This is a genomic window from Pseudomonas sp. FW306-02-D09B (assembly GCF_058782685.1).
The window spans coordinates 25,240-40,239 of the sequence record NZ_JBYSXY010000011.1 but is presented as its reverse complement, the minus strand read 5'-3'; the positions used below and the strand labels follow the sequence as shown (position 1 = coordinate 40,239).

The window sequence follows — 15,000 nt, the reverse complement described above, 5'->3', positions numbered from 1 at the left end:
CGTTCAACCGCTCTAATGTGACTTACTTGTTGCCACTTGTAGCCTTGGCACCTGGAGCGGCTTTGCCGGCTGCTGCGGTCGCTGCCTCAAAACCGCTCTGGGCAACGTCAGCAGCCTGTTTTACGGCTTTCTGTGCGCTTTCAAAAACGGTACCGGCATTCGCCAGCGACGACTTGAATGCGGCCACAACAGGCTCGGAGCCAGCCGGTGCATTCTTGCTGATCACGTCAACGAACTCTTGCACCTGCTGGGTGCCCGCCTCGACCTGACGCGAGGCCAGCTTGGTGATTTCCGAGTGAGTGCCGACAATCAACGCTTGCACCTGGCGATTGAACTCAGCCAGGCGTTCGGCTTGTACATTTGGCTGGGTGAAAGAAGCCTGGAGCTCAGCGAACCCTTGTGGATCACGGACTGCCAGCAGCTTGCGAAAGACTTCGAACTGCTCCTCGGTGGAGGCCTGCAGTGTCTTGAACTGCAATTGGCTGAGCTGTTCAACACTGGAGAAGATTTTGCCGCTGATTTGCTGCAGGAGGTCTAGGTTGGCTTTCTGAGCGTCTTGCAATTTTTCCGAGTTGAAAAAAGACATGCTTGAATCTCCTGATTCTGAAAGGCCGGCATAGGCCTGAGGACGCGATAGCGATCCTGCCGGTCATCGCGCTAGATTTAATATTGCAGCGCACAATTTTTTTTGGCAATGGTTTTTTTGTGCAGCGCACAAAAGTTTTTCCACCACGGCTGGTATTCGCTATAGACTCCTGACATCAAGCGGACAGCCTGGGCCTCATTCATCAATGAGCCGCAGACCGCTGCTTCGCATGCATAACCTCAGGAGATCACCATGGGCCAGGAAGACATTATTGCATCGCAATATAAAAAACCCTTCTCTCAACGCGGCCTGTTCGAACACCTGAGTCATCTGCAGCGCCTCAATACGCTGAACATCCTTGATGCTTTGCGCCAGCGCCAGGAAAAAACCCTCGCGCCGCTGAAGCAGGGTCAACTCAGACAACCTACGCCTGCTGAATGGCAGGAATATGTCACCGACCTTGGCCAACGCTGCCTGCTGTTCTGGGACACCCTGCGCCAGCGCGGCGACAATACGCTGGCCCATGAACGCGCCGGGTATCCGCTGCTGCTCAAGTTCGATCATGAAACCCTGATCGCAGGCGCCGACCTCCCGCGCCCGGTCAACTATTCACTGCTGCGAATCCTCCTGGGTCCCGAGCAAAAAATCGACGGCAATGGCCAGCCGGTGATCATCATTGACCCGCGCGGCGGCCATGGTTCGGGAATCGGCGGTTTCAAACAGGATTCGGTATTAGGCGAAAGCCTCAGAGCCGGCCACCCCACTTATTTCATCTCTTTCAGCCACTCACCACAGCCTGGGCAAACCCTGGCCGATATCGTCGAAGCCCAGGCCCGGTTCATCGAGGTCGTCAGCACCCTTCACCCGGCCAACAGCAAGCCGATCATTATCGGCAACTGCCAGGCCGGCTGGGCCTTAATGGGATTGGCGGCAACACGGCCGGAACTGCCGGGATTGATCATTATCAATGGTGCCCCCTTGTCGTACTGGGCCGGTGTCAATGGACGCAATCCGATGCGTTACACCGGTGGCCTGCTGGGTGGTGGCTGGATGGCTCGCCTGGGCAGCGACTTGGGCAATAACCGTTTCGACGGCACCTGGCTGGTCAGCAATTTCGAAAACCTGGACCCGGCCAACACCTATTGGGGCAAGTACTACCAGTTGTTCAGCCAGATCGACAGTGAGGCTGCGCGCTTTCTCGACTTCGAACGCTGGTGGGGCAGCCCGACCCTGCTCAACGGCGAAGAGATCGAGATGATTGTCGATGACCTTTTCATCGGCAACCAGTTGTCCGGCGGCCTTGGCCGCAAGAGCTCCGGTATCGACCTGAAACGGATCGAAGTACCGGTGGTGGTGTTCTGCTCCTACGGAGACAACATCACCCCTCCCCAGCAAGCGTTGAACTGGATCGCCGATGTCTATCCCAGCGATCTCGCCTTGCATGATGCAGGGCGTACCATCGTCTACCTGCGACACGCCAGCATCGGCCATCTGGGCATCTTTGTTTCCGGCAAGGTGGCGCGGCGTGAACACCGTGAATTGCTTGGTGCAGTCGAAGCCATCAATGCGCTGCCGGCAGGGCTATACGAAATGCTGATCGACGATCTGCCGGCCCCCTCAGGCAGCGGTGACGTGCAATACAGCGTGAGTTTCGAATCAAGGCGAATCGCTGATATCCATGATGACGTCGAGCCAGCCCGTGATGACGATCGCGAATTCTCTCTGGTGGAGCATGCTTCTAAAATCAACAGCGAGTTTTACGACGGGTTCATACGCCCGTGGCTGCGTCAAGTCGTCAACGAGCCCATTGCCGAACTGATACGCAGGACGCACCCCTTCCATCAGCAGCAATTACTATGGAGCAGCCTGAATCCGGCGCTGTGGTGGTTAGCCGGGGCCGCCTCCCAAGTGAGCAGCGATCGTCGTCCCGCACGCCAGGACAACCCGTTGCTGGCGTGGCAGGAGCTGTTCTCCAACCAGATACAAGACGCCCTGAATGCTTATCGCGATGTGCGTGACGCCACTCAGGAGCTGTGTTTTTACGGTATCTACGGCGCACTGGGTGCCCTCACCAGCAACAGTCCGGTGCGAAATCTCCAGGCACACGCCGACCAGCAGGACCAGGCCCTGATCGAACGCCTGCAGGATGCGCTGCCCCATGGCGGCCCCCTGGAAGCGTTGGTGCGGATTCTGTTTTTGCTGGGCCGCGACAGCGACAAGGCAGGCAAGGAAAGCATAGAGAAACTGATCCAGCAGGTGCACTTGCTGGTCCAGGACTACAGCACTGAGCCCACAGCCCTGCGCGAAGCCATCCGATTGCAGAACCTGCTGGTTTTTGCCCACCCGCAAGAAAGCTTGCGCAGCCTGCCCTTGTTGCTACCCGAAGCCAAGGAACGCCAACAGGTGCTGACAGCTGTTGGGCAATTAATGCCTGAACTGCTCTCGACTGCTGGAACCGAAGGAAAATTCTGGCGTGAACTGCACACGCTGCTCGAAGTCCCCCTACCCGCTCCCACCATCGTCGTTAAAGCCCCAAAGCGCAAAGCAACAAAAGGTCCAAAGCCTCAATGACCCGCCACAGGGATTAGCGGTGTATCCGTTCGGCGTAGGCGCTGGCGAAGCCTGCAATCTTATGGTCTCTGCGCAGACCGACGGAGTTCATGGCTCGGACCGGCACCGGCACGGCCGCGACTTCCTCGAGCGCAAACAACGACTCATCGGTTCGATACTGACCGGGGGGCATGCCGAACCAACGGGTGCATGCCTTATGGAAGCTGCTGTGATCATGAAAGCCAAGCAGATACGTCACATGCTTCATGTTGAAACGAGAATGGCGCAAATAGAAGTCGGCCAACTGCCGGCGCACATCGTTCAGGACATCCTTGAATTGCGTGCCATCCTTCTCAAGACCTCGCTGAAGCGTTCGTTTGCTGACGTTCAGTGCCGCCGCAATCGATTCCATATCACATTGCCCTTGGCCCTGCCCCTGGCTCAAGCGCTCGATAATCAGCGCGCGAATCCTGCCAACAATAGAGCAGCCAGACAACTGGTCCAGTTGAGCCTCGGCAAAACTGTCATGGAGTACGGCGAGCGCCTCGTTGGCCATACTCAAAGGACTCAGAAGCTCCTCGCCATCGAACAGGATGCTGTCATAAGCCGCCCCGAAACGCAGCGGGCAGCCAAAAAGCCGCTGATGCTCCGACGTATCTTCAGGCTCGGGATAAGCGAACTCTACACTCAACGGCTGCGGCGACTTGCCACCCGCCAGCCAGCGGCAGAAACCCAGCAGCGAAGCCAGGCCTGCATCCGTATATTGCCGGGGTTTGACCGAGCCACGTTGCTGATGATCGAGGCTGGCCAGACGGAAATGTTGCTGCTCCTGAACAAAGAAAAGGCTGAATCCGGTACTTATCAACGGGCTGAAACGAACCAGGCGTTCGAGCGCCCTCTTCAGATTCGAACTGGACATCATCGTGTAGCCCACGATCTGAAAAACGCCGGGGTGGAAACTCCCGTAGGCTTTCAAACCGATGTTCGGATCATCCGAGGCCTGAGCAGCCAGATCCCAAAGACGATAGATAACGCTTCGCTCGCAGTATGCTCCAGGTTTATTCACGAACTCGACGTCCAGTCCCGCCTCCTGGCACAGACCGGTAACGTCCAGCCCCTGAGCCAAAAGCGTATTCGCCAGCATGCCTGCATAACCTGAACTCATTCTATACATAGCGCCCTCAATAACCTGTGGAACCGAACATCCTGTCCGGAGCCGATATTGACCTACGCTGAACATATTTCAGCCATGTTTCACGAATATTAATTATCCGCTCCGTTTCAAGTATTGATCCCAGTATAGGTACTCCTCATTTTTTGCAAGCCGTCTAAAACGCCTGTGTGGCACCGATGGACACGAATACGTCACCTACCAACACTTCCGCACGAACCGTTGATATCGAACAATCTTCGCTCCTGCAGCGCAAAAAAAAGGAAGTTGAAATATGGAGTTGCGTAGTCGTATTGCGGTAGTAACAGGTGGTATGGGCGGCATTGGTACAGCCATCAGCCAACGTCTGTACAAGGAAGGCTTCAAAGTCATTGTCGGCTGCAGCGCCAACTCCAGCCGCAAGGATGACTGGATGGCAACACAGCTTGCAGCAGGCTATCAATTCGAATGCGTCGAAACCGACATCACCGATTGGGAATCGACCCGCAAGGCCTTTGAGATGGTGCGCGAACACTTCGGGCCGATCGACGTACTGGTCAACAATGCGGGCATCACTCGTGACGCGTCCTTCCGCAAGCTCACCCCGCAAGACTGGAACGCGGTGATCGGGACCAACCTGAACAGTTTGTTCAACACCTCCAAGCAAGTCATCGAAGGCATGCTCTCCAAGGGTTGGGGGCGGATCATCAACATCTCGTCGATCAACGGCCAGCGTGGACAGTTCGGTCAGACCAACTATTCGGCCGCCAAGGCTGGCATCCATGGTTTCACCATGGCACTGGCCCGGGAAGTTTCCGGCAAGGGCGTGACCGTCAACACCGTCTCCCCAGGCTACATCCAGACCGACATGACTGCGGCAATCCGCAAGGACATTCTGGACGGCATGATTGCCGGCATTCCGGTTGGTCGCCTTGGCCAACCCGAAGAAATCGCCTCAATCGTGGCCTGGCTGGCCTCCGATGAGTCCGCCTACAGCACCGGTGCCGACTTCTCGGTAAACGGCGGCATGAACATGCAGTAAGCCCAACCAGGGCATGAATGCCCTGGTGTGTTCGACGAATTTTGTCTTTTCAATGAGGTCACGCATGAACGAAGTCGTAATCGTTGCCGCTACTCGTACCGCCATCGGCAGTTTCCAGGGTGCTTTGTCTGCAATTCCCGCGACCGAACTGGGTGCCGCAGTGATTCGCCGCTTGCTGGAGCAGACGGGTATCGATGCTGCTCAAATTGATGAAGTGATCCTCGGCCAGGTACTCACTGCCGGCGCTGGGCAAAACCCGGCCCGCCAGACGGCGATCAAGGCAGGCTTGCCACACACCACGCCTGCCCTGACCTTGAACAAGGTCTGCGGCTCGGGTCTCAAGGCGGTCCATCTCGCCGTCCAGGCAATCCGTTGCGGCGACGCAGAACTGGTGATCGCTGGAGGTCAGGAAAACATGAGTCTGGCTCCCTACGTTCTGCCCAAGGCACGCACGGGTCTGCGCATGGGTCATGCGCAACTGCAAGACAGCATGATCCAGGATGGCCTGTGGGATGCCTTCAACGACTACCACATGGGTATCACCGCTGAGAATCTGGCGCAAAAGTACGAGATCTCTCGTGAAGCGCAGGATGCCTTCGCCGCCGCCTCGCAACAGAAGGCCGCCGCTGCCATTGAGGGCGGGCGATTCCAGAGCGAAATCACCCCGATCCTGATTCCTCAGCGTAAGGGCGAACCACTGGTCTTCGACACCGACGAACAGCCGCGTATCGACAGTACTGCGCAAGCCTTGGCCAAACTCAAACCGGCATTCCAGAAAGACGGCAGCGTGACCGCCGGCAATGCTTCGACCCTCAACGATGGCGCCGCCGTACTGTTGCTGGCCAGCGCCGCTAAAGCACAAGCGCTGGGCCTTCCGGTACTGGCACGGATCAAAGCCTATGCCAGCGCCGGTGTGGACCCGTCGATCATGGGCATCGGCCCGGTCCCGGCTACGCGTCTGACCCTGCAAAAGGCTGGCTGGAACGTCGAGGACCTGGACCTGATCGAAGCCAATGAAGCCTTCGCCGCCCAGGCGCTGGCGGTTGGCAAAGAGTTGGGTTGGGACACCAGCAAGGTCAACGTCAACGGCGGCGCGATCGCCCTTGGCCATCCGATCGGCGCGTCGGGAGCACGGATTCTGGTGTCGCTGGTGCACGAACTGATCCGTCGCGACGGCAAGAAGGGTCTGGCCACTTTGTGCATCGGTGGCGGACAAGGCGTCGGCCTGGCTATCGAGCGCTAACCAACGGCATTTGAGTAGCCAATGCGCGGAACTGGGACCTGGGACCTTGTTCCGCGCATCAGGCTGGCGTCAAACAAAACTGCCTGCATTCCTGCCGTCGCTGCGCCGGAGTCCGGCAAAGCGCGGCTTTTTTCTGCCCGGCTCATCGGTATGGGCAAGGAACTTTAATGGACAACAACGCGCATACATTCAAGACCTATTGGTCAGGCCAGGTTCCGTTCATCGCATCCTTGGCAGTGCAGCAATTGCGCCTATGGGTCAGCACTAATCCCTGGTTTTCCGGACATGAGTACGGCGCCTGGTTCGAGTTGCCTCGCGAAACCCTGGACAGCCTTCAAGCGGACTACCAGGTTCAATGGGGCCAACTCGGCCAAAAACTGCTGACCGGCCAATCCTTCAGCTTCGATGATCGACGTTTCGCCAGCGGCAACTGGAGCGAGCCACTGTTCGGCTCCCTCGCTGCGTTTTACCTGCTCAACTCCAGCTTTCTCCTGAAACTGCTCGACAAGCTGCTGATCGACGATAAGAAACCGCGCCAACGCCTGCGCTATCTGGTGGAGCAAGCCATTGCCGCCAGTGCGCCAAGCAATTTTCTGGTTAGTAACCCTGATGCGCTCCAGCGTGCGGTTGAGACAAAAGGTGCCAGCCTGATCACCGGTCTGCAGCATCTGGCCAGCGACATGAACGAAGGCAAAATGCGCCAGTGTGATAGCGGTGCCTTCACGGTTGGCGTCGATCTGGCCAACACTCCGGGAGAAATCGTCTTCGAAAATCACCTCTTCCAGCTCATTCAGTACTACCCGCAAAGCGAGACCCAGTACCGACATCCGGTATTCGTCGTACCGCCGTCGATCAACAAGTACTACATTCTTGATCTGCGCCCGGACAACTCGATGGTCCGCCATCTGCTGGAAAAGGGACATCCCGTATTCCTGATGTCCTGGCGCAACTTTGATGAGGAACACGCGGGCACCACCTGGGATGACCTGATTGAGCACGGGGTCATCGACGCCCTGCAAGTGACCCGTGAGATCAGTGGCGAGCAGCGACTCAATTGCGTGGGTTTCTGCATCGGCGGCACCCTGTTGAGCACTGCGCTGGCCGTACTGGCTGCACGCGGTGATCGAGAGATCGCCAGCGTGAGCCTGTTGACCACGTTCCTTGACTACCTGGATACCGGTCCCATCGACATTTTCGTCGACGAAGAACTGGTGGCCTATCGAGAGCGCACCATCGGCGGCATAAATGGCCCCATCGGCCTGTTTCGTGGCGAAGACATGGGCAATACCTTCTCCCTGCTGCGCCCCAACGACTTGTGGTGGAACTACAACGTCGACAAATACCTCAAGGGTCAGAAGCCGATTCCACTTGATTTGCTGTTCTGGAATAACGACAGCACCAACCTTCCGGGCCCGATGTACTGCTGGTACCTGCGCCACACCTATCTGCAGAACGATTTGAAATCAGGTGAGCTTGAGTGCTGTGGGGCCAAGCTGGATTTGCGTGCAATCGACGCTCCCGCTTACATCCTCTCCACCCATGACGATCACATCGTGCCCTGGAAAAGCGCCTACGCCAGTACCAACCTGCTGTCCGGAACCAAGCGCTTTGTACTGGGCGCTTCCGGGCATATCGCCGGTGTCATCAATCCACCCGCCAAGCAGAAGCGCCATTACTGGACCAACAATCGGGTCACGAAAAACCCGGAGACCTGGTTCAAGAATGCCGAGCAGCAACCCGGTAGCTGGTGGAATGATTGGTTCAACTGGCTGGCGGGACACTCCGGCGAGCGCCAACCAGCGGTTGCGCACACCGGGAATGACAAATACCCGCCTCTGGAGCCGGCGCCAGGCAGTTATGTAAAGCAATGAAAGACTGCGGTGGGCCAGAGCGCGACACATCATTTATTTGGGTACTAAGGAGAGACGACCCGTGAGCACCCCGTTCCGTATCAACGAAGCACTTTTGATTGCCAGCCACGCATTCAAACCTTTTCAGTGTGTCGCCTGGGCTCCGCAAGACGGTACTGGCGAACTGAGCCTGAGTGTCATCGACCAGGCCAACACGCGTATTTGTCGCAAACTGATTCCAAGCAGTGCCTATTCCGACCCGACGCAGCTGGAACGCCTGCTGGAGGAGGTGCGCACCGAGTTGAGCCAGGAGGGTTACACGCTGCAATCCTGGACAATGCCAGGTTAAGCATTCTCGCGGATCGCCAACGCTGATCCACCTGATACCAGAGCAGTAATCCTGCACCGCTGAACGCTTCGCCTGCCCCGTGTGCTTTCCCATGGAACACCCCATCGGTTATGTCTAACCTTTGGGGTGCAGTCCAAATTCAGATGGACACCATCGCCTTTGGCGTCGGGGGTCAGGAAGGCGTGAAGAATGCGGCGTGACATCTGGTTTTTGCATCAGCATTAAAACAACGAGCTGATAAACCCAATCGCGACGATCGAATAGAAGGCTGCGCAGATCATCCCGAACGATTTTCGCGTTCGAGTGAAAAACGGTTCAGCCGAATGGGCTGAAAACGCCAACGCGTAAGTACTGAAGATCAGGAACCCGAGTACGGCACAACCGGCCACCAGGACAAAACTGGCCCAGGCGGGTGCATTCGCGCTAAGCCCGACCGTGGTCACGGTGAACCAGGTCAAGGCGGCTTTTGGGTTGGTGAGGTGAATACCCAGTCCTTGTAAATAATACCCAATGTTCCTGGTCTGTTTGGTGCGAGCTCGAGCAACCGTGGTGGCATTGTGTGCCAGTGCACCGCGAATCGACTTGTAGGCCAGAAAGAACAAATAGCAGGCGCCAAGGACTTTCAGCCAGACCAGAATCTGCGTGTAGGAAAGCAGCAACGCCGATACCCCAGCCGCAGTCATTGCCCCCCAGCACAGCGAACCGGAAATGACCCCCGCCGCCAACGCCAGCCCAGGCGTACGCCCAAAGTTCAGGGAGGTATTGGCAATCGCCAGGTTACCCGGACCGGGGCTGGCGGTGCCGATGACATAGACCGCCAGCGCGGCTCCGAAGCTCGAAAGATCAAACATATGACGGTCTCTTATCAGTCGCACCAACGCGCGCAATGCACACCCTTCAGGCCGCTATCGGCCTGAAGCTTCCCCCAAAAAAGCACTTATTTGAAGCAACGATGATCGGGCTCCTGGGCGCGAATTTTTTCCATCCAGGGTTTCAGTTCGGATTGCTTGTACAGCCGCTCGCCCCAGCGCTCCGGTGAAACCGGCAACGACCGCCCTTGCAGGATGTAATCGGTGAGCAGATGAATAAACTGCTGCAAGCAATACGCGCCCACATGCAAACGGAGCGAAGACGCCGTCTCGGCGGGAGCAACGTTAAAGCGCGCGACATGGATGATCTCCCCGCTATCGACCGAAGGCGCCAGGTGATGGCAAGTCGAACCGTAGGTTTCATCGTTGTAGTAAATCGCATAGTGCTGGCTGCCCAGCCCACGGTATTTAGGCGGGGCTGGGTGCAGGTTGATCGCGCCCTTGCGGGCGTTCTTATAAATACTTTCCGGGAAGATAAAGTCGCCGCGATAGGAAATTATCCAATCGCCTTCCCAGTCATCCAGGTGATAGGGATAAGGATCGCCGGGATCCCAGCAGAACACTTCAAGGTTGGAAAACACGGTTTTGGCGAACTCGACTCCGTGATCGCACCAGTCCATGGTGCACACCGAAAGGAGGACTTTGTCCTTGCATGGCTCAATCATCTGCATCTTCTATTCCCCATCAACGAGTAGTAACGGTGAAACCGGCAAGCGCTGAGCAACTGTCGCGAACGTGCTCGCGCCTGCGCAAAAAGAGCGAACCGTCATTGACCGACGGCCCTTACAACTGCACTGAAACGTTCGACCATCTCGGCGACTTCGGCCTCGCTGGAAATAAAGGGCGGCGCAAACAGCACATGATTGCCGTGAGTGCCATCGACGGTTCCACTGCCGGGATAGATCAGCAAACCGCGCTTCAAGGCTTCCTGCTTGAGGGCGGCTGCATACGCCCCGCCACCACGAAACGGCTCTTTACCCGTGCGGGTTTCGACGAATTCGAGGCCGACAAACAAACCACGGCCCCGCACATCGCCAACGGTATCAACGTCAGCCAGGCTTTCTCTGAGCCAACTGCGCAATTGTTCGCCACGGGTGCGAACCGTTGCCAACAGGTTTTCTTCAGCGATGACCTTCTGTACTTCCAAAGCAATCGCGCACGCCAGCGGATGGTTGACATGGGTTTGGCCGTTGCCCAGCACCCCGGAACCCTGGGCCATGACTGAATGCACCCGGTCGCTAACCAGCAACGCTGAAATGGGCATGTAACCGGCCGCAAGCCCTTTGCCCACGGCCACCATGTCCGGCACGATCCCGTCATCGGCATAGGCGTACATCTGGCCGGTGCGGCCCATGCCCGCCATCACTTCATCGAGGATCAGCAGAACGTCGTGACGCTCGCAGACCTCCTTGATTTTGCGAAAGTAGCCGGGGACGGGAGGAACCGCCCCGTTGGTCGAGCCAACAACGGTTTCAGCGAAGAACGCGGCGACATTTTCGCTGCCCAGCGCGTTGATTTTGTCGTCCAGCTCCTGGGCCAGACGCGTGGCGTACTGCTCTTCGCTCTCGCCTACACGCAGTTCACGATAGGCATAACACGGCGAAACAAATTCAGCGGGCGGCAACAGTGGCCCGAACACCGACTGGCGTTGGGCATTCCCGGAAATACTCAGGGTGCCCAAGGTGCTGCCGTGATAGCTCTGGCGCCGCGAAATGAACGTCGACTTGGAGGGCAAGCCACGCTCACATTGATATTGGTAGGCGATTTTCATCGCCAACTCCATGACCTCCGAACCGCCCGACAGAAACTGCGCCCGCGCCAAGCCACCGGAAGCGTCCACCAACTGTTCAGCCAGCTCTTCGGCGGCTGCCGTGGTGAAACTGCCGGCATGGGCCCAAGCGAGCTTTTTCGCTTCTCGCTCGAAAGCCGCCACGATACGCGGATGCGCATGCCCAAGGCTCGACACCGCTACACCACCACAGGTATCAAGGTAACGCTTGCCTGAAACATCTTCGAGCCAGACACCGGTCCCCTTGACGGCGAGGATCGGTGAGATATTCAGGTTTTTGTAAATGACCTTTGACATGGGCGTGAGTCCTTGGGCTGTTGGGGCTATTTTCCCTTTGCCGGATGATCCCATGCCGTCGGGGCCTGGTGAAAATTCCGGCCAAAACGCGAGGAATGAAAGACCGAGCGGGTCAATCCAATGGGCAGCAGTACAACGATGAACATAAGAAACGCGAGGAACCTGAGCACGAAAAAATCTCCTTATTGTTAAAGGTGAACATCAATCCAGCGGGATTTCGCTGCGCCAGTCGACTTCTTCAACGAACGCTGGCTGACCAGGACGCTCAAGCACGAAACGGCCGAGCACCAGCACGTCCATTTCCGTACGCATGAAGCAGGCATAAGCTTCTTGCGGCTTGCACACGATGGGTTCGCCACGCACGTTGAACGAAGTGTTAACCAACACCGAGCAACCGGTACGCGCTTTGAAACTGCGCAGCAGATAAGTGAACGGTGCGTTATTTTCTTCGGTCACGGTTTGCACCCGAGCCGATAAGTCGACGTGAGTCACGGCCGGCAACTGCGAGCGAATATCGTTGATGCTGCCCAACCCACGCGCGGGACCACCTTCTTTCAGCGAATGCGCGGATTTGATGGAGTCGGTCACCGGCGCGACCATCAACATGTACGGGCTACTTTCACAGATATCGAAATAGGTCTTGGCGTCTTCAGCCAGGACCGCTGGCGCAAATGGCCGGAACGATTCGCGGTACTTGATCTTCAGGTTCATGGTGCGCTGCATCTCGGGGTTGCGTGCATCGCCGAGAATCGAACGTGCGCCCAAGGCCCGCGGACCAAATTCCATACGCCCCTGGAACCAGCCGACTACCGCACCGTCAGCCAGACGGCTGGCGACCTGGTCATACAGCTGGGCATCGTCGTAGCGGGTGTAGGGGTAGTTGTTTTCGCGCAGGAACGCTTCGATCTCTTCGTCGCCAAATCCTGGTCCCAGCAGGCTACCGCTCATGGCGTCAGCTTTTCTCCCGGTCAGGTGTGGACGCCCGGTACGCTTGACCGAATAGTCCATCGCCGCACCCAGCGCGCAACCGGCATCGCCGGCCGCCGGCTGGATCCAGATCGAGTCGAAACGCCCGGAACGGCTGAGCACGCCGTTGGCCACGCAATTTAACGCCACGCCTCCGGCCAGGCACAGATTACGTTTACCGGTCTGCTTGACCGCAGCGGTCGCCAACCCCAGCACCACCTCTTCCGTGACTTTTTGGACCGAAGCCGCGAGGTCGCACTCACGCTGGGAAATCGGGCTTTCCGGTTTACGGATCGGCCCACCGAACAGCTCTTCAAAGGCCTCGCCCACCATGCGCTCGCCACGCAGGTATTCGAAGTACTTCATGTTCAGGGTGAAGGAGCCGTCAGGACGGATATTAATCAGCTCATCGCGAATCTTGTCGGCGTAGATCGGCTGACCGTAAGGCGCCAGGCCCATCAGTTTGTATTCGCCGGAATCGACCTTGAAGCCGCAGTAATAGGTCATCGCCGAATAGAACAGGCCCACCGAATGCGGGTACGAAATCGAGTTCTTCAGCTCAAGCCTGGAGCCCTCGCCCTGCCAGATAGTGGTCGAGTGCCATTCGCCGATTCCGTCAATGCACAGTACCGCGGCGTTCTCGAACGGCGACGGGTAGAACGCCGCAGCGGCGTGGGAGCGATGGTGCTGGGACGCCTGGGTGCGCGGGGCTTTGCCCCGCTCCAGCTCTTCGAGTTTTTCATCGACGAACTTGAGTACGTTCCACTTCCAACGAATCCATTCCGGCATCGCGTTGATGAACGTTCGTGCGCCACCGATGCCGCCACTGGCAAAGGAGGAAATGACCCGTGAGAACTTCTCCTGGGGGTCTTCGTAATAGACCACGGCCTCCAGGTCATCCAGGGTAATACCCTCGACATCCAGGCAATACTGAATCGCCTGGGCCGGAAATGCCGCGTCGTGCCGCACGCGGGTGAAACGCTCTTCCTGGGCAGCTGCAACCGGGACGCCATCTTTCACCAAGGCGGCAGCACTGTCGTGATAGAAGGCAGAGATCCCTAATACATAAATAGCCATTTAAACGTGCATCCTCTTAGCATCATGCCAATACATGGAATCCCTTTCGCCAGACGCATCTACTGGCTTCTCGGTAACTCTTGCTTTTATAAATACCTTCAAGACCACCACTCGCCGAACGGCAAGCTTTTCAATACCGGTATCAATGACGCCACCAGCACCAGGCTCATGGTGATATTGAACGCCTTCAAACGCTGCGGGTGAGTCAAGAAGCGCCGCAGGTATTGCCCAAAAAACACCCAAACCATCGAACACGGCGAGCCGAACAAAAAAAACAGCAGCGCGATCAGCAAAATCTGAAAACCGTAGGCATCGACCGGCGAGGTATACGTCAGCACCGCACCCACCGCCATCACCCAGGCCTTGGGGTTGATCCACTGAAACAATGCCGCATGGGTGAAGCCCAAGGGCTTTCCAGACTTGTCGTCAAGGTCCACGGTCGGCGCGCTGGCGATCTGGTAGGCCAGGTACAACAGGTACAGCGCACCCACCACCTGCAATACATCGTGAAGCCTGGGGTATTGTTGAAAAATCGCCCCGGCCCCCACCCCGACGGCAATCAGCATCAGTGGAAAACCGATGTTGATCCCCGCCACGTGGCGCATCGTGCGCCCGATGCCAAAGTTCGCTCCCGACGACATCAACATGACGTTGTTAGGCCCCGGCGTGACGCAGGTGGCAATGACAAACAAAATGATCGAGTAGTAATCCAGGGTTTGCATCGTCACACCCTTATCAACGGTAATCTTCCAGCGTCCCGCGCCGACGGATGTCGAGCGACACACAATGGAAACCACCACTCAAACTACGAGCATGGCGCATCTTCAATGGCGCCACGTCGACACCCTGTTTTCCAACGCGCGGATAAACGGAACCTGCTGATCATTGATCACCGCCAGTGACGGGTTGACTCGATAAGTGGAATCGGCCAATTGCGGCTTGGGTGCCGAGATCCAGTTGGCGCCGCTGGCGAAATAGTCCTGCACATGCTTGCGATAGGCGAAGGGTTCGAAATACCGGCTACACAAGGCCATCGGTGCTTCGATGAGGGTCTGGCCGATCGGCAGAATGCCCTCTTGATCGGTGTGGTGCTCGCTATAGTCGAGGGCGAACAAGCCTTTATCAGGCAGTGGCACCCGTGCGCCAGTGGCGACGCCAACAATCATCTCTTCGAGGGGATCCCACTCGTTGTGCACATTGACCAGAGACATGTGTAGCTCCTTGTAGTTTTT

Annotated in this window: 13 protein-coding genes; 5 read left to right on the top strand and 8 right to left on the bottom strand. The window is 57.3% G+C overall.

The features are described 5' to 3' along the window. Positions 1-22 precede the first annotated feature (22 nt). Positions 23-586 carry a TIGR01841 family phasin gene (gene phaP, locus AC3WK5_RS18595; protein WP_103315394.1) on the bottom strand — a complete coding sequence of 188 codons (564 nt, stop codon included), beginning with the start codon at positions 584-586 and terminating at the stop codon, positions 23-25. 252 nt (positions 587-838) lie between these two features. Between phaP and AC3WK5_RS18590 the strand changes: the two genes are divergently transcribed. Further along, complete coding sequence (locus tag AC3WK5_RS18590) at positions 839-3,157, top strand: DUF3141 domain-containing protein (protein ID WP_103315395.1); 2,319 nt, start codon at positions 839-841, stop codon at positions 3,155-3,157. A 13-nt stretch (positions 3,158-3,170) separates the two neighbouring features. Here the strand turns inward: AC3WK5_RS18590 and AC3WK5_RS18585 are convergent, their stop codons facing one another. After that, a complete protein-coding gene (locus tag AC3WK5_RS18585; RefSeq protein WP_103315396.1) occupies positions 3,171-4,310 on the bottom strand; it encodes an AraC family transcriptional regulator in 1,140 nt (379 codons plus the stop codon). Between the two features lie 271 nt (positions 4,311-4,581). On the opposite strand from AC3WK5_RS18585, the gene phbB reads away from it, so the two are divergent. From phbB to AC3WK5_RS18565, 4 genes are all read left to right on the top strand, one after another. Continuing rightward, positions 4,582-5,328: an acetoacetyl-CoA reductase gene (gene phbB / locus AC3WK5_RS18580; protein ID WP_103315397.1), complete on the top strand. Its 747-nt coding sequence runs from the start codon at positions 4,582-4,584 to the stop codon at positions 5,326-5,328. A 64-nt stretch (positions 5,329-5,392) separates the two neighbouring features. After that, positions 5,393-6,571, top strand: a complete 1,179-nt coding sequence (locus AC3WK5_RS18575) for an acetyl-CoA C-acetyltransferase (protein ID WP_103315398.1) — start codon at positions 5,393-5,395, stop codon at positions 6,569-6,571. Positions 6,572-6,738: 167 nt separating this feature from the next. Beyond that, a complete protein-coding gene (gene phaC, locus AC3WK5_RS18570; protein WP_103315399.1) occupies positions 6,739-8,442 on the top strand; it encodes a class I poly(R)-hydroxyalkanoic acid synthase in 1,704 nt (567 codons plus the stop codon). A gap of 61 nt (positions 8,443-8,503) precedes the next feature. Further along, a complete protein-coding gene (locus AC3WK5_RS18565; RefSeq protein WP_103315400.1) occupies positions 8,504-8,770 on the top strand; it encodes a hypothetical protein in 267 nt (88 codons plus the stop codon). 221 nt (positions 8,771-8,991) lie between these two features. Here the strand turns inward: AC3WK5_RS18565 and AC3WK5_RS18560 are convergent, their stop codons facing one another. The 6 genes from AC3WK5_RS18560 to AC3WK5_RS18535 all read right to left on the bottom strand — a co-directional run bounded on the left by AC3WK5_RS18560 (position 8,992) and on the right by AC3WK5_RS18535 (position 14,979). Then, positions 8,992-9,621, bottom strand: coding sequence for a LysE family translocator (locus AC3WK5_RS18560; RefSeq protein WP_054593296.1), 630 nt, complete (start codon positions 9,619-9,621; stop codon positions 8,992-8,994). A gap of 86 nt (positions 9,622-9,707) precedes the next feature. Beyond that, a complete protein-coding gene (locus AC3WK5_RS18555) occupies positions 9,708-10,310 on the bottom strand; it encodes a formyltransferase family protein (protein ID WP_103315401.1) in 603 nt (200 codons plus the stop codon). Positions 10,311-10,405: 95 nt separating this feature from the next. Beyond that, positions 10,406-11,725: an aspartate aminotransferase family protein gene (locus AC3WK5_RS18550; protein ID WP_103315402.1), complete on the bottom strand. Its 1,320-nt coding sequence runs from the start codon at positions 11,723-11,725 to the stop codon at positions 10,406-10,408. A gap of 201 nt (positions 11,726-11,926) precedes the next feature. Then, positions 11,927-13,768, bottom strand: a complete 1,842-nt coding sequence (locus tag AC3WK5_RS18545; RefSeq protein WP_103315403.1) for a carbamoyltransferase family protein — start codon at positions 13,766-13,768, stop codon at positions 11,927-11,929. Positions 13,769-13,866: 98 nt separating this feature from the next. Then, a complete protein-coding gene (locus AC3WK5_RS18540) occupies positions 13,867-14,490 on the bottom strand; it encodes a LysE family translocator (RefSeq protein ID WP_103315404.1) in 624 nt (207 codons plus the stop codon). A gap of 102 nt (positions 14,491-14,592) precedes the next feature. Then, entirely contained in the window at positions 14,593-14,979 is a 387-nt protein-coding gene (locus tag AC3WK5_RS18535) for a hypothetical protein (protein ID WP_256585138.1), read from the bottom strand. Between the last annotated feature and the right edge of the window lie 21 nt (positions 14,980-15,000).

Coding starts and splice junctions, on each gene's coding strand:
- AC3WK5_RS18545 (WP_103315403.1), bottom strand. CDS start 13,768: ATGGCTATTTATGTATTAGGGATCTCTGCCTTCTATCACGACAGTGCT.
- AC3WK5_RS18590 (WP_103315395.1), top strand. CDS start 839: ATGGGCCAGGAAGACATTATTGCATCGCAATATAAAAAACCCTTCTCT.
- phbB (WP_103315397.1), top strand. CDS start 4,582: ATGGAGTTGCGTAGTCGTATTGCGGTAGTAACAGGTGGTATGGGCGGC.
- AC3WK5_RS18560 (WP_054593296.1), bottom strand. CDS start 9,621: ATGTTTGATCTTTCGAGCTTCGGAGCCGCGCTGGCGGTCTATGTCATC.
- phaC (WP_103315399.1), top strand. CDS start 6,739: ATGGACAACAACGCGCATACATTCAAGACCTATTGGTCAGGCCAGGTT.
- phaP (WP_103315394.1), bottom strand. CDS start 586: ATGTCTTTTTTCAACTCGGAAAAATTGCAAGACGCTCAGAAAGCCAAC.
- AC3WK5_RS18535 (WP_256585138.1), bottom strand. CDS start 14,979: ATGTCTCTGGTCAATGTGCACAACGAGTGGGATCCCCTCGAAGAGATG.
- AC3WK5_RS18550 (WP_103315402.1), bottom strand. CDS start 11,725: ATGTCAAAGGTCATTTACAAAAACCTGAATATCTCACCGATCCTCGCC.
- AC3WK5_RS18540 (WP_103315404.1), bottom strand. CDS start 14,490: ATGCAAACCCTGGATTACTACTCGATCATTTTGTTTGTCATTGCCACC.
- AC3WK5_RS18555 (WP_103315401.1), bottom strand. CDS start 10,310: ATGCAGATGATTGAGCCATGCAAGGACAAAGTCCTCCTTTCGGTGTGC.
- AC3WK5_RS18575 (WP_103315398.1), top strand. CDS start 5,393: ATGAACGAAGTCGTAATCGTTGCCGCTACTCGTACCGCCATCGGCAGT.
- AC3WK5_RS18585 (WP_103315396.1), bottom strand. CDS start 4,310: ATGTATAGAATGAGTTCAGGTTATGCAGGCATGCTGGCGAATACGCTT.